At 46.9% G+C, this 18,862-nt stretch carries 13 protein-coding genes; 7 read left to right on the forward strand and 6 right to left on the reverse strand.

What is annotated here, in order from left to right:
- Positions 1 to 14: 14 nt before the first annotated feature.
- On the forward strand, positions 15 to 1,271 hold the full coding sequence (locus tag KNO87_RS00940) for a helix-turn-helix domain-containing protein (RefSeq protein WP_214793525.1): 1,257 nt from the start codon (positions 15 to 17) through the stop codon (positions 1,269 to 1,271).
- Positions 1,272 to 1,582: 311 nt separating this feature from the next.
- Complete coding sequence (locus KNO87_RS00945) at positions 1,583 to 5,746, forward strand: S8 family serine peptidase (RefSeq protein WP_251126719.1); 4,164 nt, start codon at positions 1,583 to 1,585, stop codon at positions 5,744 to 5,746.
- A gap of 52 nt (positions 5,747 to 5,798) precedes the next feature.
- Here KNO87_RS00945 and KNO87_RS00950 read toward each other — a convergent pair whose 3' ends face one another.
- The gene (locus KNO87_RS00950) at positions 5,799 to 8,483 is read right to left on the reverse strand and encodes an HD domain-containing phosphohydrolase (RefSeq protein WP_353047448.1); all 2,685 of its coding nucleotides are present in this window, start codon (positions 8,481 to 8,483) and stop codon (positions 5,799 to 5,801) included.
- A gap of 200 nt (positions 8,484 to 8,683) precedes the next feature.
- Here KNO87_RS00950 and KNO87_RS00955 point away from each other — a divergent pair, with 200 nt between their 5' ends.
- The 3 genes from KNO87_RS00955 to KNO87_RS00965 all read left to right on the forward strand — a co-directional run bounded on the left by KNO87_RS00955 (position 8,684) and on the right by KNO87_RS00965 (position 12,157).
- Complete coding sequence (locus KNO87_RS00955; RefSeq protein ID WP_074036378.1) at positions 8,684 to 8,992, forward strand: PadR family transcriptional regulator; 309 nt, start codon at positions 8,684 to 8,686, stop codon at positions 8,990 to 8,992.
- Between the two features lie 4 nt (positions 8,993 to 8,996).
- The gene (chrA, locus tag KNO87_RS00960; protein WP_214793522.1) at positions 8,997 to 10,181 is read left to right on the forward strand and encodes a chromate efflux transporter; all 1,185 of its coding nucleotides are present in this window, start codon (positions 8,997 to 8,999) and stop codon (positions 10,179 to 10,181) included.
- A gap of 155 nt (positions 10,182 to 10,336) precedes the next feature.
- A complete protein-coding gene (locus tag KNO87_RS00965) occupies positions 10,337 to 12,157 on the forward strand; it encodes an acyltransferase family protein (RefSeq protein WP_214793519.1) in 1,821 nt (606 codons plus the stop codon).
- A 20-nt stretch (positions 12,158 to 12,177) separates the two neighbouring features.
- Here KNO87_RS00965 and KNO87_RS00970 read toward each other — a convergent pair whose 3' ends face one another.
- Positions 12,178 to 12,678, reverse strand: coding sequence for a YdcF family protein (locus KNO87_RS00970; RefSeq protein ID WP_214793516.1), 501 nt, complete (start codon positions 12,676 to 12,678; stop codon positions 12,178 to 12,180).
- 184 nt (positions 12,679 to 12,862) lie between these two features.
- Between KNO87_RS00970 and KNO87_RS00975 the strand changes: the two genes are divergently transcribed.
- Together KNO87_RS00975 and KNO87_RS00980 are read left to right on the forward strand one after the other, a co-directional pair.
- Complete coding sequence (locus tag KNO87_RS00975) at positions 12,863 to 13,156, forward strand: hypothetical protein (protein WP_214793513.1); 294 nt, start codon at positions 12,863 to 12,865, stop codon at positions 13,154 to 13,156.
- Positions 13,157 to 13,290: 134 nt separating this feature from the next.
- Entirely contained in the window at positions 13,291 to 14,562 is a 1,272-nt protein-coding gene (locus KNO87_RS00980) for an alginate O-acetyltransferase AlgX-related protein (protein ID WP_214793510.1), read from the forward strand.
- Positions 14,563 to 14,596: 34 nt separating this feature from the next.
- Here the strand turns inward: KNO87_RS00980 and KNO87_RS00985 are convergent, their stop codons facing one another.
- Genes KNO87_RS00985 through KNO87_RS01000 form a run of 4 tightly spaced genes read right to left on the reverse strand, consistent with a single transcriptional unit; the run spans position 14,597 to position 18,859 of the window.
- Complete coding sequence (locus KNO87_RS00985; RefSeq protein WP_214693925.1) at positions 14,597 to 16,027, reverse strand: MBOAT family O-acyltransferase; 1,431 nt, start codon at positions 16,025 to 16,027, stop codon at positions 14,597 to 14,599.
- Positions 16,028 to 16,084: 57 nt separating this feature from the next.
- Complete coding sequence (gene wecB / locus KNO87_RS00990) at positions 16,085 to 17,194, reverse strand: non-hydrolyzing UDP-N-acetylglucosamine 2-epimerase (protein ID WP_214793506.1); 1,110 nt, start codon at positions 17,192 to 17,194, stop codon at positions 16,085 to 16,087.
- Positions 17,191 to 18,048, reverse strand: a complete 858-nt coding sequence (gene tagH, locus KNO87_RS00995) for a teichoic acids export ABC transporter ATP-binding subunit TagH (RefSeq protein ID WP_214793503.1) — start codon at positions 18,046 to 18,048, stop codon at positions 17,191 to 17,193. Before tagH ends, wecB begins: the two co-directional genes overlap by 4 nt.
- A gap of 13 nt (positions 18,049 to 18,061) precedes the next feature.
- On the reverse strand, positions 18,062 to 18,859 hold the full coding sequence (locus tag KNO87_RS01000) for an ABC transporter permease (RefSeq protein ID WP_214793500.1): 798 nt from the start codon (positions 18,857 to 18,859) through the stop codon (positions 18,062 to 18,064).
- Positions 18,860 to 18,862 lie beyond the last annotated feature (3 nt).

The following is an 18,862-nucleotide window of genomic DNA, read 5'->3' on the forward strand; positions in this document are numbered from 1 at the left end:
AAGGAAGTGTTTACGTGTCTATCGGGAAAGTCATCTACTATCATCGTAAAAAACAACGCAAAACTCAGGAACAACTTTGCCAAGGTATATGCTCTACTACTCATTTGAGCAAGATTGAAAATAATACAAAAGAAGTCAATGAAAAGACATTAGCGTTACTCTGTGATCGATTGGGGATTTCAATCGAGGAAGAAAATCGGAAGACTGAAGCGTTAAACCGAAAGCTTACCCAGTTCTACGAAGCGATGGAACGTCTTCATCGTGATCATGCAGCACGTCTGAAAAAAGAATTGGAAGAATACAAAGATTTTTTACAATGTACCGAAATGGTTTATTTATTCGAGCTATACATGTTGCGCTATCTACTATTCACCAATCAATCCTCACTGTTTGAAGACATGGTCAAACGTCTTAAGCAAAATTATAATAAGTACTCTTCTTTTGAAAAATATCTTTGGAATTTCTTTCAGGCGATACATCGTGCACAGCGGCTCCAATTTTCGGAAGCGCTCACCTTACTCAATCAAATCGAGAAAGAGGCTGAACGCTACAGTGGAAAAGTGACGGATTATTACTATTATAAAGCCGCCGTACATGGACAACTGAAACAATTCACGCTATCTCTTCATTACTCACATCGAGCATTACAAACTTTTCAAAGTAGCGGAAACATCTCGCGGATCTTACATGTGAAAATTGGATTATCTGCGAATCTCATCTATATCAATGATTTAGAGAGTGCGGAACACCTTCTCCAAACTGCACTTCATGATGCAGAAATGTTGAACGATCACGCGACACGTCCAATCGCATTGCATAACTATGGTTTGTGGCATTACAAGAAAGGAAATCTCGAGGAAGCTTTACAGTACTTCACACAATCTCTTCAATCCAAGCAACTTGATACATCTAGCTATTACGGGACACTTACTGAAATGATCAAAGTTCAGCTCGATTTAGGAGAAAGAGAATCAGCCCTTGCTTTATTAAAGGACGTGTTGAGAGACTTTAAAGGAGAACAGTCCGGACAGTATGTCGAATTGATGGTTCTCTATTTAGAGATGAATGGAGACACAAAACGTCTGAAAGAATATCTGATCGAGTACGGTATTCCTCTTATGCAACAAGAAGATTTACATAAAACGGTTTCCTATGCGGAACGACTGGCGACGATTCTTCAACAACAAGGGGACTATGTTCAAGCAAATGACTATTTATGCCTCGCCAATTCGTTATTAAAAAATCTCTTATTCAATCATTCGAATACATGATGAACAAGTAGCCTCGCTACTTGTTTTTTTAGGTCAAAATCCCTTTTTTGGTCCCCCTATTAGGTGTTTCATCCTGATATTCGTCTATTTGATTGAAATGGATAGGTCTTTTTCCTATCCATCAAATAACTTTCCCAAGTTTTCAGCCGATGATCTTCGGTCCTCCTTCATGAGTAATAAAATTATCCTCCATCGGCAGAACGTTTTCCGAAAATATGAACAGAATTTTCCCAATTAACAGAATTCAAGACTTGCCCCTACAATGTGAATAGCACGAATCATAACTCTGCTTGGAGAAAGAGGCGAACAAGATGAAAAAGAAATATGGCACATTATTTGCTGTTGCATTGACGACAAGTCTCATTGGAACCTCAGTCTTCCCTTCCTACACAACTGCTGAACGGTCCACGGCAAAACCAGAATTTATTCAAACGAAAGAAGTAGAGCACCTGCTTAAGAAACTGTCGAAAGAACAGAGACAGGCGATTCAACAAGTAGATGCAGCCCCTACGTTTAAGATTTCTCCACAAATCAATACGATGAGTGAAGGCATGGTAGACGTGATTGTAGAGTTCAATCAAGCGCCTGCGAAAGTCGAAGTATTGAAACAAGCAGCCAAAGGAGTTCGAACGAGTCAACAGGAAGCTGCTCAAAAAGTAGAGCGCGCTCATACCTCGTTCAAAGAAACATTCAACGCCCTAAAAAATAAAAAAGGCGCGAATCCATCATTAAAAGACGCAAAAATCACGAAAGAATACCGTTTGGCGATCAATGGGGTCGCCATGACGATTCCGGCGAACGAAATCGAACAACTTCTCGATTCTGATGTCGTCAAACGTGTCTGGAAAGATGAGACGGTGCAACTTGAACTTCCGCAACAAAACGAGACATCTACCTCATCTAAAATGATGGATAGTATTCCTCAAATTCATGTCGATCGTCTCCACGCCGAAAACATCACAGGTGAAGGTATTAAAGTTGGCGTGCTCGACACCGGGATCGACTACAACCATCCTGATTTAAAAGATGTATACAAAGGCGGTTATGATTACATAGACAATGATTCAAATCCGATGGAAGCAACCTATGAAGATTGGAAGAAATCCGGTTTGCCTGAAAAACATCCGATTTCTGGTTCCGCTTATTATACAGAGCATGGGACACACGTCGCGGGAACGATTGCAGGTGAGCAAAAGAATGTCGTCGATTATGCGGTGAAAGGGGTTGCACCCCAAGTCGACTTGTATAGTTATCGTGTCTTAGGCCCTTACGGATCAGGGGCAACATCGGGGATTCTCGCCGGAATTGAAAAATCAATCGCGGACGAAATGGACGTCATCAACCTCTCTCTCGGAGCAACGACAAACGACCCGCTCTATCCGACCTCTGTCGCCGTCAACTATGCGATGTTATCGGGAGTCGTCACAGTCGTAGCTGCCGGTAACAGTGGACCGAACGAAGGAACATTAGGCGCACCGGGTGCTGCTGCACTCGGGATCACCGTCGGGGCTAGCGACTTTTCTATGCAGATCCCTAGCTTTGAAACGATTCAGGCAAATGGAGAGACAGTTGAGAACGTATTGCTGATGGGGAAAAATTTCTCAGATGATTTGACCACTTTTGAAAATCAGTCGTTTGATGTTGAATTTGTCGGCATTGGCACGTCCGCGGACTTTTCAGGAAAAGACCTCTCAGGCAAAGTCGCTTTGATCGAGCGTGGAGAGATTACGTTTGTCGATAAAATAAAGCATGCCCGTGAAGCAGGTGCTGCTGCCGTCATTCTCTATAACAATGTAGAAGGCAACATCTCCGCATATCTCGGCGAAGGACCTGACTATATTCCAACATTCCGGATCTCAAAATCAGAAGGTGAACGCTTAAAACAATTAGATGAGAATGCCCGCATCACGTTCGGCACATTGACGTCGATTCAAACAGAAGGCGACCACCTCGCAAGTTTCAGTTCCCGGGGACCGGTTGGTGGGAGTTATGACATCAAGCCCGACGTCATGGCGCCAGGCGTTGCTGTCTTTTCAACCGTTCCTGAGTATATGAATAGTCCAGAACCCGGTCTCGATTATTCGTCTGCATACAAACGTCTACAAGGAACATCGATGGCGGCCCCTCACGTCGCAGGTGTAGCCGCGCTCATGCTTCAAGAACATCCGGAGTACTCTCCGTTTGATGTGAAGACAGCGTTAATGAACACTGCGGAAGATTTGGCAGGTGAAGTGTCAGTCTTCGAACAAGGTGCCGGTCGAATCGATGCGTATGAAGCTGTTCATGCGGATATTTCCATTACGGTATTAGGTCAGACCAAACATTTGGACGCTGAAGGACAAGTGATTGAAATTGATGATGAAACCGGTTCATTGAGTTTCGGTAGTCACTTTAAAACAGATCAACCTGTACAGGTTGATCGTGACATCTCGATTCAAAACAACGGTTCTCAACAAAAATCGTTCGCAGTTGAAGTCGAGTACCATGCCGAGCGAACAGGCATCAAAGACCCAATGAAGAATGGTCTCGTCCTGAACGTGCCAAAGCGGATTGATCTTGCCGGTGGCTCAGAACAGAAGATTTCGCCACAAATCACGATTCCTGTAGGTGCAGAAGAAGGACGATATGAAGGCTATATTCATTTGACGAATGAAGCGAATCCAGAAGAGACGTATCAAGTCCCGTTCGCCATCCGTTTAACCGCCAAAGGATTCGAATATTTAGAGACGAATAGCCCAACGCTCGCTAACAATACACCGAAGTGGCAATACTATAGCCCTGCTATCACCGCTGCGTTTCAGATGAAGAGCGCATTCGACCAAATTGACATCGTGATGAAGGATGCTAGCAGTGGAGATGCAATCGGAATGGTCGCTTCCCTTTCGGAAACGTCAGCGAAGCCTGACTTCAGATATTACATCCCGAATGTATTTAGTGGTTCAGTGTATCCGTTCACAGGAGACGCCGAACAACCCGTCTCTTCTCAGCTCGTCGATTTACCTGAAGGAAATTATGATTTGATGTTTATCGGGTACGATGAAGATGGGAAAACGTACACAATTGACACCCCGGTGTTAATTGATAACTCAAAACCGGAAGTAACGTTTGATCGTGCACCGGATGTTTACGAAATCAGTGAAGAGATGTATACGGAGAAAGATGGACAATCCGCATTCTATATTCACGGAAAAATTGAAGATGAGGCAGTCGACGTCTTGCAATCACGAGGTCTCTCATACGACCAATCATCTAATAGGTTCTTCATTTCTACAGGAACACGTGAATACTTTAACTGTTGTTTCCCGAAAGCAGACGCAAATGGTGAAACATACTTTGGCATTGAGCCTTCTGATATCGCAAACGGTCCACTTCGCCTCAGCTTGGCAGCGACCGATCTCGCAGCAAACGTTCACTATCAGCGCTATATCTTTGTGCAAGAAGGAACAGAGTATGTGACGTCAGATTATAAACAAACAGAGGTTGGTCTAGGTGACACGTTAACGATGACTCTCAGTATGAACAACGTGAAACAGTGGATGGGTGGTCAACAGACGATTGAGTTTAAAGGCGACCTGTATACGTTCGAATCATCGGAGTTGAATGAAGCGTTCCAGAATTATGCGACGGAAAATGGTTTGCGTGCCACACTACAAGATCCGATTGTGAAAGATAACGATTATTATGACACGGTCACGTTGAATACCGTGTTAGAGGGAGATGGCTTTAACGGTTTTGACGGTGATCTGCCATTTCTCGATGTTACATTCAAAGTAATCGGAGACGAGTGGTATTACGGCGAGGACAAACTGAAAGTCACTAGCTCTACTTATTCACAATCAGGGAGCACACAAACGGTTTCGCTTCCGTTTTACAGTACGTCGAAATACGACTTCGTCAGTAAGCACGCCGTAATCCGAGGTAGCATCAAACCAGAGGCCTTCTTAATGAATGGCTCATATCTACAAAACGGTGTAGCACAAACGATTGGTGCGTCGGTATATGCACTTTTGCCAAACGGTGAGAAACATGAGGGTGTCATCGCGCCAGATGGACGATATGAAATCACAGGTGTTCCTGCCTCGCGTGATACGTATCAAATTGTCGTAGATGTTCCTGGACATGTATCCACGTACACACCTGTTATCACAGGTTATGAAATTAAAGGTGATTTATTTGGACGATATGTAAACGCCGGCTTCCAGATCAACCGAGCCGGGGATATAAATGATGACAGTCTCATCGATATTAAAGATATTCGTGACATCGTAGAAGCGTTCGGACAAGAAAATCCGGCTGTCACAAGCATGGACGTCAATCAAGATGGCATTGTGAATGAGAGTGATCTTCGATTCATCGAAAAGAACTTCTTAACAAAAGGACCAGATGCACCAAAAGGAAAATCTCCAATGGAAACTATCGGGAAGAAAGATCTCACTTACTACCTCAATCAAGTAGGATTATCGCCTACGAAATAAGAATCAAACAAAAGTTCTGTTCTCTCCGACAAGCTGTGGAGAGAACAGGGCTTTATTGTTGTAATGTCGGAACGACTTTTTCAAAGAAGACATCGACAAGCGTCGGGTCGAACTGTTTGCCCGCTTCTTCTTTGATAATGACGAGCGCCTCTTCAATCGTCTTCGCCTGACGATAAGGGCGTCCTGTCACCATGACATCGAACGTATCGGCGATCGAGATGATACGGGAAGCGAGCGGAATCTCGTATTCACTGATTCCTTTCGGATATCCTTTCCCATCCCAACGTTCGTGATGCGACAAAACAATTTCAGACAAGGCGACATATTCAGGGACCGTACTTAAAATATTGTAACTGACTTCGGGATGACGTTTGATTTCACGCCATTCGGGCTCCGTCAAAGCACCCGGCTTATCTAGAATATCGTTACTGATCGCCACTTTTCCGATGTCGTGTAAAATAGCGGCCGTTCGGATTTCATTCACCTCCGCGCTCGTGAAGCCCATCGCTTCCGCAAGTTTCCCAGACAAATTCGCGACACGCTGAGAATGCGCCTCTTCACGCGGAATCTTTTCATACAGCGTGCGCATGATCAGTTGAATCGAATGGTGACGGCGACTCTGCTTCTCGGACACTTTATGGTGATACATCCGATCTTCCGCTAAATTGAAGACGTCCGTCAATCCGATTGACGCATCGTGCTTGACCGCCTCACCGAACGATGCAGAAATCGGAAGTCCTTCTACCGTTTGTCCGAGGAAAAGTCGGCTCAAACGGTCGGACAGTTGTTTCGCCTCGTCGAGTGTCGTATTCGGTGAGATGACAACGAACTCATCCCCACCGATGCGTGCCACTTCATCTTTCGCCCGCAACTCATTCCGTAAAATATTCGCTGCTTCGACGAGCAAACGGTCCCCAATCAAATGACCAAATGCATCGTTCGTCAACTTCAGTCCGTTAATATCGATGACGATCAAGGACAGCGGATAAAACGCATCGTCGTCATAACGGTCCAACGCCTCTTCAAAGTAACGACGGTTTTTAGCGCCCGTCAACTGGTCATGATAACTTAAATATTCGATTTCCTTCTCATACTTTTTCTTCTCCGTCACGTCACCGATATACCCGTGCCAGAGGACATGACCGTCAGCAATCTTCTCCGGTCGGGACGACCCTAAAATCCAAATCGTTCGTCCGTCCTCGGCCAATACACGAAACTCGGCGTCCCAAATCGTCAAGTTGCGATAAGATTCATCAATCGACTGCATGACGTGAGGATAGTCATCGGGATGCATCCGACGGAAGACGAGTCCGGCATCTGACTGCACTTCCTCGGCAGTGATTCCTAGCATGTCTTCAAAGCCACGACTGAAAAATGGAAAGTTGAAGCTACCGTCAGGCAACAACTCGAACTGATAGATGGCACCTGGGATCTGGTCGGACAGTTTCGTCAACAGACGGTCTCGCTCAGCCAATTTCTCTTCTAACTGAACGCGGTCCGTCACGTCTTTCGCGACAGCGTAAATATAGTTCCCCTGAAGTTTACAATGCCATTCGATCGAACGATATGTGTCGTCAATCGTCCGGAAACGATTGACGAAACGGAACAACTCTCCCCGCTCCTCAAGTTCTGCAAAAGCAGTTTCCGTGATGCCATCATCGTCTGGGTGAATCAAGCTGAGGAAATCCATATTCTCCAGCTCGTCAAGCGAATAGCCAAGTACCCGCTCCCACGTATCGTTCAGATGTAAGACTTGACGCGTATTGAGCGCCATGATGCACTCCAAGTCGAGTGTCGCGAATCCATCGAACATCGACTTCTTCGTCTCGCCGACTTGGTGATCGGCCTTGACCAGCTGCTCGAGTACATGAACGAGATATAATTCGACAAGCCCAAGTCGATTCGCCACTTTCCCTTCCTGCATCACAATTGTCAAATCTCCATATAGTATCCCATCCTTCTCGATTTTAAAGAGGACGACCTCTCCAAGCGAGAAGATGCGAAGTAAGTTTTTGACGAGCCGTTTCGGAAGTGCACCGTCAATCAACGGATCGATTCCCTCAAACACAATGGGATTTGATTGATTGAATAACTCTTTTCGTTGATTAGTCATCGGCCACTTCTTCCCGACCGGATGAAACCCTAACACATCAAGACTTCGTTCTAACATCTCATCCATGCCGGACAACGCAACCGTCGTATACGATTCACCGTCGGATTCCATCAAATTCAGCGCGACCGCTTTCGCCCCAGTGAAATCACGAATCTGATCCAGGAACTGTTGGTTCATCAACAAATCACTACCGGTAGAAACGAAACGATGCGACACGTTCACGAGCTGCTTTAAGGCATTGTTTTCTTGCACATGCCGAGTGATGTCATGAAACATCACGGAGACAAAGCCTTTTCGTTCACTGAAGACGGACATCTCGTACCATGATTTATTGCGGCGTGAGAAATGCTCAAACGTCACCGTACCGCCATCGCTGACGACCCGTGCCACTTGAATCATCCATTCACGCTCGCTATATTCAAAATCCTTCAGTGCCGTCGACACTTTCTGTCCGATAAAATGTTTTCGTTTCCCTTTCATCATCTTCTCGAAAGCGGGGTTCACTTCAAAAAATTCATAATCAATCGGCTCCGAAGCATCGTCGTAAATCACTTTAAACTCGACGTAGCCTTGGGGCATATAACGCAACAATGTATCGTATGAAGAATGAATGGGATTTGTCACGTCACTTCCTCCTCAGCAAATAAACTCAATACCTAGTTTACCTCATTTGTGATAGATTCCCTATTTTTTCCGAACTCATTCCCTTCTGCTTATTATAAAGTTTTGTAAACTGCAGACAGATAGATTGTTTCCTTTTAACTCGTTTGTTAGACTGATTTCGAAAACCGATATCGAATTTCGATAACAAGGAGTTGACACGTATGGAAGACCGCGTCCTGCGGAAGCTGTTCCTCGGATTCATCCACATTCATATCCTGCATCATGCTGCTGAACATCCGGTATACGGGGCATGGATGGTCGATGAACTTCGGGAGCACGGTTATGAAATCAGTGCCGGTACACTCTATCCGATTTTACATGGCATGGAGAAGGATGGTCTCCTCGTCCGTGAAAATGAGACGGTCGATGGACACGTCCGAAAAAATTACGTGACGACCGAAAAAGGACTCTCAGTCTTACAAGAAGCCCGTCAAAAAGCTTATGAGTTATTTAAAGAAATTAAGGAGTGAAGATATGAGGACACAACGTGTGACGTTCAAGACGTTACTAGAGATTTTATTCGTTTCAACTCGACTCGGCCTGACATCGTTCGGTGGACCGGTCGCCCACCTTGGCTATTTCCATGAGGAATATGTAAGACGGCGTAAATGGATGGACGAGAAGGCATATGCCGACCTCGTCGCCTTATGTCAATTCTTGCCCGGTCCCGCGAGTTCGCAAGTCGGGATCGGCATCGGCATCGTCCGTGGCGGGATACTAGGTGGAATCACCTCGTTCATCGGATTCACGACCCCGTCGGTCGTCGCGCTTATGCTATTCGCTTTGGTACTATCTGGTCTCGATGTATCCGATGCCGGGTGGTTATATGGCTTGAAAGTCGTTGCCGTCGCCATCGTAGCCCATGCGATTTTAGGCATGGCAAGTAAGCTCACACCTGATACGAAGACAAAAACGATTGCCTTCTTCGCACTCGCTGGCGTATTGCTTTGGCAGACGACATTTAGCCAAGTACTCGTCATCCTCGTCGCTGCTGTCGCTGGGTTCTTATTGTTCAAGCCAGATCGTCTCGATGCGAAATCGAGCACGTTCCCGATTTCAAAACGGCTCGGTGCCGTCTTATTGTCAGTATTCGGAGCACTTCTCGTCATCTTGCCAATTTTACGAGAAACGTTTGAAAACCAGACAATCGCTCTATTTGATAGTTTTTATCGTGCTGGTGCACTCGTCTTCGGTGGCGGACACGTCGTCTTGCCACTCCTCGAACGTGAGCTCGTTCCTGCAGGTTTCTTGAGCGAAGAAGCGTTCCTCGCAGGATACGGTGCCGCACAGGCCGTTCCGGGACCTTTGTTCACGTTCGCATCCTATCTCGGGACAGTCATCAACGGTATTCCGGGCGGGATTTTGGCGACGGTCGCTATTTTCTTGCCGGCGTTCTTGCTCATTCTCGGGGCACTCCCGTTTTGGGATGCACTTCGTCACAATCCGAAAGTCGCTGGAGCGTTAATCGGCGTGAACGCGGCGGTCGTCGGTATTTTGATTGCGGCATTCTACAGCCCAATCTTTACGAGTACCGTTAATGGCGCGGTTGATTTCGTCTTCGCCGCTTTCTTGTTCGTCATGATCGCTTACTGGAAATTACCACCTTGGGCACTCGTCATCGCTGGTGTCATCGGTGGAGTGTTCATTAAGATGATGTAATCACAATGGGACCTCGCGTCCCTTTTTTTGTGGACTTTTTAATCAGAGTTGATTGTAAATCTTTTGAAACCACTCCTTTTCCCCCACTCGTTATACTGAAGAATGGATTCTAAAAAAAGGGAAATGTCCGCTTTGACTAGAAAGGAAGTGGGGGCATGCAACCACTCAAACATACAACGTATATGCCTGGCCTAGACGGCTTACGCACGTTCGCCGTGTTGGCTGTGATTTTATATCATTTAAACGTACCTTACATATCCGGGGGCTTCCTCGGTGTCGATGTCTTCTTCGTCCTGTCCGGCTATTTGATTACCGGCATCCTCATTCGAGAGTGGACGAAGACGGGCACGATTGACTTGAAAAAATTCTACATCGCCCGTTTCCGTCGATTGCTACCGGCGCTCATCTTGATGTTGTCACTCGTGATGACATACGTCACGCTCTTTGACCGCTCCTTGCTCGATACGGTACGGCAAGACTCACTCGCCGCGCTCGCTTATGTGAACAACTGGTGGTACATCTTCCATGAAGTATCGTATTTCGAGAGCTTCGGGAAACCGTCACCACTTCAAAACTTATGGTCTCTCTCGATCGAGGAACAGTTTTACGCGGTCTGGCCGCTCATTCTACTCGTCGGTCTCGCCTTCCGGAAACGGTTGCTTCAATTGGTCGCTGTACTCTTACTCGTCTCGGCGACATGGATGGCGTTCCGCTATGTACCTGAAGCAGACCCGAGCCGCGTCTACTACGGGACAGATACACGTCTGTTCGGCCTACTCATGGGCGCCATGCTCGCATTCGGCTGGCGACCGGATACGTTCAAGCAAGTCATCCCCAACATCGGACGACATATTTTGAACGTGGCCGGAGCGATTTCCCTCATCGTGATTGTCGGGATCATCGCTCGTGTGAACGCGTATGACGCATTTCTCTACTATGGCGGCTTCTTGCTCGTCGCATTCTTATCCGCAATCTTGATTGCCGCGGTCGCCCACCCGGCGACGATTTGGTCACGTTTATTTGGAAGCGCTTGGCTTCGTGTGATTGGTACGCGGACATATGGGATTTACTTATGGCACTACCCGGTCATCATCTTGACGACGCCACTCGAACGACTCGGAACGTTTTCACCGCTCCTTGCGGTCGGTCAGGTCGTACTCACACTGTTGATTGCCGAGTTGTCTTATCGCTTCATCGAGACGCCGGTTCGTCGGAACGGATTCATCGCCTCGTTCCGCCAGCTCGTCTCGACACCGACACACCCGAGCGCGCGTTTTGCGGCTACGGCTTGTGCGACCGCACTTTCGCTCGTGCTCGTCGGTAATTTGACCATCCTGGCCTTCTCTGAATCGAAGCCCGTTCAAGATGAGATTCCGGTCGTGAAAGTGCCGATGCCAAAAGAAGAGACACCTGACGTGCCGAAAGAAGCCGAAACAAATGAGTCGGAAGAAGCGGCCACAGATGTGACGCCTCCACCGACCGACAAGCTGGAGGAACAGAGTTGTCCACCGGCACTCGCGATTGGCGATTCGGTCATGCTCGGGTTGAATGAATATTTGGCAGACGCGTTTCCGAACATGAAAATTGATGCTGAAATCGGTCGCCAAGTCCGCGACGCCATTCCTGTCGCATCTCAGTATGCATCGTATAATGCGCAAGGTCATGTCGTTTTCCTTCACCTCGGTACGAACGGGGCGTTCAAGATGGAACAACTCGACACGCTCCTCAAGCAGTTCGAACGTGCGGACCAGATCTATTTGATTAACACCCGCGTCCCACGACCATGGGAAAGCGAGGTCAATGAGAAGCTCGCCCGGGCAAGCGAACTTCATGAGAACGTCTCCCTCATCGACTGGCATGGACAATCGATTGGAAAAGAATCTTATTTCGAAAGCGACGGCGTCCACTTGAATGTGGAAGGTGCTGAAGCGTTCGGTGATGTCTTAAACAAAGAAATCGGCTGTCAACAAAACTAGGCTCTTGCAGACGCAAGAGCCTAGTTTTTATCTTTCTTAAACAGATAGCGCACGAGTAGCTTTACATAGGCCAACACTTCGCGGATCACGTACCGCCCTTTTGCTAGTGATGGGGTCGGTGCATACAAAGCATCACTCTCGAGTTGGAAATAAAGCTTCGCTATCAGACGGGCACGTGGGACATGAAAATCATTCGTCACAATCGTGAGCCCCGTCTCACCTTGCCAAAACGGTCGACTATGCTGAAAGTTCTCGATTGTGGAAGTAGAGGTCGCTTCGACATGGATCCGGTACGGTTCAATTCCACGCGCAATCAGTTCCCGTTCAATCACAAGCGCCTCGGCCATGCCTTCGTCTGGGCCTTGCCCTCCTGTTGCAATGAGTTCTACATATGGATACATCTTCGCATAAGCAGCAGCGACGTCAATCCGATGTCGGAGCGCTCTCGATGGAGAGATGCCGTTGACCTTTGCTCCAAGAATCAATACGAAGCGATATTTCCCCGTTGCATTCGTTCTCATGTGGTCACCTACATTTCATACATTCTCCCTTAACCATACTCCAAGAAATGAAACGAATGCACGGATTCGGCACTTTTACAAATTTAAGTAAATATGTTGGGATTAATATGAAATAAGATTCCAAATATCCAAAAAATGTTTTATGATAATGGTAATGAGACTTTGAAAGGAGGACATGTGATCCATGACTGATTCTGATAAATGGTTATCGACCCGCTTCTTATATACACGTGATGCACGACTGTTTGCAGAGATTGAAGTCATTGAGCTCGACCCATCACACTATAAGTTCGTCATTCATCCGACACCACTCGGAGCCGATGAATCGTCTTATATGCGACAAGGTCCTCTCGACTCGGATCACCTCCCTTCTGCCTTTTCCGATGTGAGTCGTGTATATGCAAGACAGCTTGATTGTTTACGTGCCGCCACGCGACTCGTGTCGTCGATTGGACCGGCTCGCTTTACCGCTCACTAAAAACGTTTAGAGTGACGTCATGTCGCTTTAGGCGTTTTTTGTATCGGCTCTGCTGATACATAATTGTTACAGTTACAGAAGCAAATATATGGTAGAATGAGACTCGGATTAATCTAGTATCAAAGGAGTTCTCTATGCAAAATTTAAACGTTGATTCTCATAAACAGGACCCCCGCTCCAATCGTAAAAGACGCAATCATCCGAAAATCATTCTTCAGCTTGTGTTGATTTTCTCCTTCGTTGCTTTTTTAGTCGGCGGCGCCTATTTGACGCTTTCTTCTGAGAAGCGGGACGTATCGGACATGGAAAACCGAAAGCTCGCACAAAGCCCGGATTCTCCTACGTTTGCGCATATCATGTCCGGTTCATATATGAAACAAACCGAGTCCTTCGTCACCGATCAAATCTTCAATCGTGATGCTTGGATCAGCTTAAATGCTTTCTTAAACAAAGACGTTTTCAAGCAAACCGTCAAAAATGGGATATACGTGTCAGCTGACGGCACGATGGAATCTCCGATGAAAGAGTCGGTTGATACCGATACACTTGTGAGCGACTTGACGACGTTTACGTCCCGTCTCGAAGAACGTGGGACCGATGTGTATTTCGGACTCGCCCCGAACAAGGCTTCGATGGCGAACGTCGAACCTCACATGCCGGACTATATGGGGAACGAAGCACCTCGCATTTATAAATCTGTTCGCGATCAACTGACGACGGTACCCGGTCTGAACGTGATGGACTATCGGAAGTCGTTGAATGAAGCCCAGCAGTTAAGCGATGTCTTCTTCAAGACCGACTATCACTGGAATATCAATGGTGCCTATGCGGCTTATGCACAGACGGTCAATACGATGTCGAAAGATCATCCTGAAATGGGACTGACACTAAAACCGAACCAACTTCGGACAAAGACACATGAACAACCTTACTACGGTTCATATGCAAGAAGCACGACACTGCAATACGTCAAAGACGGTGATACGTTCGAATGGATGGTACCAAAGGAAGGCTTCACACCGAGTTCGGTCTGCTTTAACCGAGTGACACCTTGTAAACCGATCACGAGCATCATCAACAAAAAGCCGCTCAAGTCAGAAGAGACGTATACGGAAATGTATTCGCTCTTCCTCCACCGGAACTGGCCAGTCGTCACGATGGACCAGGAACAACCAATCAACGACACACGAACGCTCATCTTGAAAGATTCGTATGCGAATCCGATGCTCACCTTGTTACCCGAGCATTTCGGTCACGTTTCGGTCATTGATGTCCGTCACTTCGATGAATCTTCCATTGAAAAGTATGTGACTGAAAACGACATCGATGTCGTCTTGTTCATCCATAACGTCAACTTAAACGAGTTCGTGAACCTGTATCATGAAAAACTGAATGAACCCACATAAAAAGTCGTTCTCCATTGTGAGAACGACTTTTTTATTAAAATCTGAAATAAATGAACGGGTTAAAACTACTCGCGACGACATACGAAATGGCGAAGATAAAGATGGTTGCCAAGAACCCAATGCGCATGAATCCAGCCGTATAGTTCACCCATAACTTTCTACTGTTTTGCTCGAGCAAGAGTACTTTCTCGCCGAACCATTTCGGGATTGGTGTCGCAGCGATCATAGCAATGGATAGAATCACCCCGTATTGAACGAAGTAGAACATCGCTTCATGATCCCAGACCGGTCCACCATTCAAATGGAACATCGCCGACAAGTACGACAGTGCGTACGGGAAGTTATCGGCCCGGAAGAAGACCCAACCGATGATGACGACGAATAACGTGAACGCGTGTGCCAGTGCCGCTGGGAGCGCTCTGAGCCAAGCACCGAGGAAGGCACGCTCCAACATGATGAATACGCCATAATAGGCGCCCCACGCGATGAACGTCCAGCTCGCACCGTGCCATACACCGGTCAGCACCCAGACGACCGCTAAGTTGCGATAGAGCTTCCACGCACTGCCCCGATTCCCGCCGAGTGGGATGTATACGTAATCCCGGAACCAGCTACCAAGCGAGATATGCCAGCGCCGCCAGAACTCAGAAACAGACTTCGAGATATACGGATAGTTGAAGTTCTCGAGGAAGTGGAATCCGAACATGCGTCCTAATCCGATGGCCATATCGGAATACCCCGAGAAGTCAAAGTAGATTTGGAGCGAATAGGCGATAATCCCAATCCAGGCGAGCCCCATCGACATGTTATCCGTACTTTGCGAGAAGATTTGGTCCGCTACATATCCGGCATTGTTTGCGAGAAGCATCTTCTTCGCCAAGCCGATGACAAACCGTTGCACCCCGCTCGCAAAGTCATCCATCGTTTCTTTACGATCATTGATTTCATCCGCGACCGTCTGGTAACGAACGATCGGCCCCGCAATCAATTGTGGGAACAAGGAGATGTATAAAGCAAGGTCGAGAGGGTTCCGTTGAACTTTCCCATCCTTCCGATATACATCAATCACATAACTCATCGCTTGAAAGGTGAAGAAGGAAACACCGATTGGGAGCGGAATTTTCGGATCGGTCAATTCGAGCCCCGTGATCGCATTCACGTTTTCGATAATAAAGCTCGTGTATTTAAAGACGGATAACAGTAACACGTTAGCCGCGACCATGAGCCCGACGATCCACTTCGCTTTCTTCTTCTCTTCCCGATAGCGGTCAACATAAATTCCGAACAAGTAGTTCATCACAATCGACGTCAACATGACGGCCGTATAAATCGGTTCCCCCCACGCGTAAAACAAAAGACTGGCAATCAGCAGGATCGTGTTTTTCAAAAAGCGTGGAGATACATAGTATAAGATCAAAACAATCGGCAAAAACCAAAATAAAAAAATCGTTGAACTGAAAAGCATGGATTCCCTCCTTTCTCAAAAAAGAATAGACTGCCCCGAGGGACAGTCTATCATCAATCAGCGTGTGAAACGTTCGACGATCGCGTCGACGATTCGGCGTGACGCCTCCCCGTCCCCGTAAGGGTTAGACGCTTTTGCCATACTCTCATATGCGGCTTGGTCCGATAACAACTCATCGGCGAGTCCGAAAATGACTTCTTCCTCAATTCCAGCGAGTTTCAACGTTCCCGCTGCAACACCTTCCGGACGCTCTGTCGTATCACGAAGAACGAGAACCGGTACACCGAGTGACGGCGCTTCTTCTTGTACGCCACCTGAATCTGTCAAGATGAGGTGTGAACGAGATGCGTAGTTGTGGAAGTCAAAGACGTCGAGCGGTTCAATCAAGTGAACGCGGTCTAAGTCATTTAAAATTTCACCAGCGAGTTCGCGTACGATTGGGTTCATGTGAACTGGGTAGACGACTTCAATGTCATCATACTTTTCAATCAAGCGACGAACCGCACGGAACATGTTGCGCATCGGCTCTCCAAGGTTCTCACGACGGTGTGCCGTCAAAAGGACGAGACGCTTGTCTTGCCCCGTGATCTTGTTGAGTAATTCGCTGTCGTAGTCATCTTGAACTGTCGTTTTTAAGGCATCAATCGCCGTATTTCCTGTTACGAAAATATCGGCTTCTTTCTTGTTCTCACGAAGCAAGTTTTCAGCTGACGTGTCCGTCGGAGCAAAATGAAGGTCTGCCATGACGCCTGTCAATTGACGGTTCATTTCCTCTGGGTAAGGCGAATACTTGTTGTATGTGCGAAGCCCTGCTTCTACGTGACCGATTGCAATCTGGTTGTAGAATGCCGCGAGCGATGCCGCGAACGTCGTCGTCGTATCACCGTGAACGAGAACGATATCCGGTTTCGCTTCTTTCATGACTTCATCAAGTCCGTGAAGAACACGTGTCGTCACATCAAAGAGCGTTTGGTTTTTCTTCATCACGTCCAAATCATAGTCTGGTGTGATTTTGAAAAGTTGAAGGACTTGATCGAGCATCTCACGATGTTGAGCTGTGACGACGACAATCGGTTCGATCCCTTCACGTTGTTTGAGCTCTAACACGAGCGGGGCCATTTTGATAGCCTCAGGGCGTGTACCGAATACGGTCATAACTTTAATCATACAGATTCTCCTTTAAGCGTTTTTCGCGGTAAGATAATCGTCTCACCGACGTCATCTTGGTCCACAATCGTCGTCCGTTGCGCCATCTTCTGTTGCTTGAACTCCGATTGACGTTTGGAATCCAACGTGCGGAACCATTTCAAGAATTTCATATACTCGTCTGCGACCTCATCTACGGGACCATATTCGCGAATTTCCCCATACTCGAGCCAGATGGCTTGTGTACAGAATTGACGCACTTGGGACACCGAGTGACTGATGAAGAAGATCGTCTTCCCTTGATCTTTGAACTCGTTCATTTTGACGAGACAACGATCGGTGAACGTTTGGTCCCCAACGGACAACGCTTCATCGATGACAAGAATATCTGGGTCGATATTGATGGAGATGGCGAAGCCAAGACGTGACTTCATCCCGCTCGAGTACGTTTTAACCGGTTGATCGATGAAATCGCCGATATCGGCAAACTCGATAATTTCCGGGGTAATGTCTTTGATTTGCTGCTTGTTCATCCCGAGCATGAGACATTTCAGTTCAATGTTCTCCATCCCCGTCAAATTGCCGTTCAATCCAGAGGAGATGGCAATCAATGATGGTTTGCCTCGAAGCTCGATGCGTCCGTGTGTCGGCGGAATCACGTCAGAGAGAAGGTTCGACATCGTCGATTTCCCAGAACCGTTAATCCCTAAAATACCGACTACCTCACCGGGAGGAACTTCGAACGTCACATTACGAAGCGCGTAAAACTGTTTCCCGTTCGCACGGTTGAACAAGACTTCTTTCAATTTATCACTTTGTTTACGATACAACGTGTATCGCTTCGAGACATTTTCGAATTTGACTTGATAGCTCATACGTCACTGCTCCTTAAATATAGTCGATAAAGTAGCGACGGAAACGCACGTGAATCGCTGAACCAATGAGGAACGTCACGAAAGTGAAGCCCCAGAAGTAAAGACCATAAGTGAGATTTTGCATAATCCAATCCGTTCCAAGGAACATCGATCGATAGCCTTCCACGAGGTAATAGAGCGGGTTGGCCATCAAAATCAATTCTAGTTTCCCAGACGGTTGCCAAAAAATCGGTAACAGATACAGCATCATCCGAATAATTTGTGACAGCAAATTTTGAAAATCTCGGATGATTGTGGCTAATGCGGAAGTCAACAATGCGAACGCATATAAAAAGGCAAGCGCACTGATCAATAAGTACGGAAGGAACAAGATGTTCCACCCTTCACTGATTCCAAACGCCATCATCAAAATAAAGGCGATTGCGACCATGGCCACGTGTCGGTATAGCTCCGACAAAATGACGTAGGCCGGAATCGTACTGATTGGAAAACTCATCTTCGAGACGAGGGCAATCTTAGAAAAAACGGATCGAGATCCGCTGACAATGGCCGGTCCAAAGAAGAACCATGGCACAATCCCTGAGACGAGCCATGGTAAGAACGGGACATCCCCAACGTCTCGACCCGCACGTAAACCGAATCCGAAGACGAGCCAATAGATGGCGATTTGAATAATTGGTGTGATGATTTCCCACAAGTAGCCAAAATACTGCATCGAGTAACGACTTTTCGTTTCATAGACAGAGAGTCTCAAAATGAGGTAGAGACTCTCCCAAAGTTCAATGAAAACTTGTTTCGATGCTTTGATCATATT

Source organism: Exiguobacterium sp. s34 (genome assembly GCF_018617435.1).
Lineage (GTDB): Bacteria > Bacillota > Bacilli > Exiguobacteriales > Exiguobacteriaceae > Exiguobacterium > Exiguobacterium aestuarii.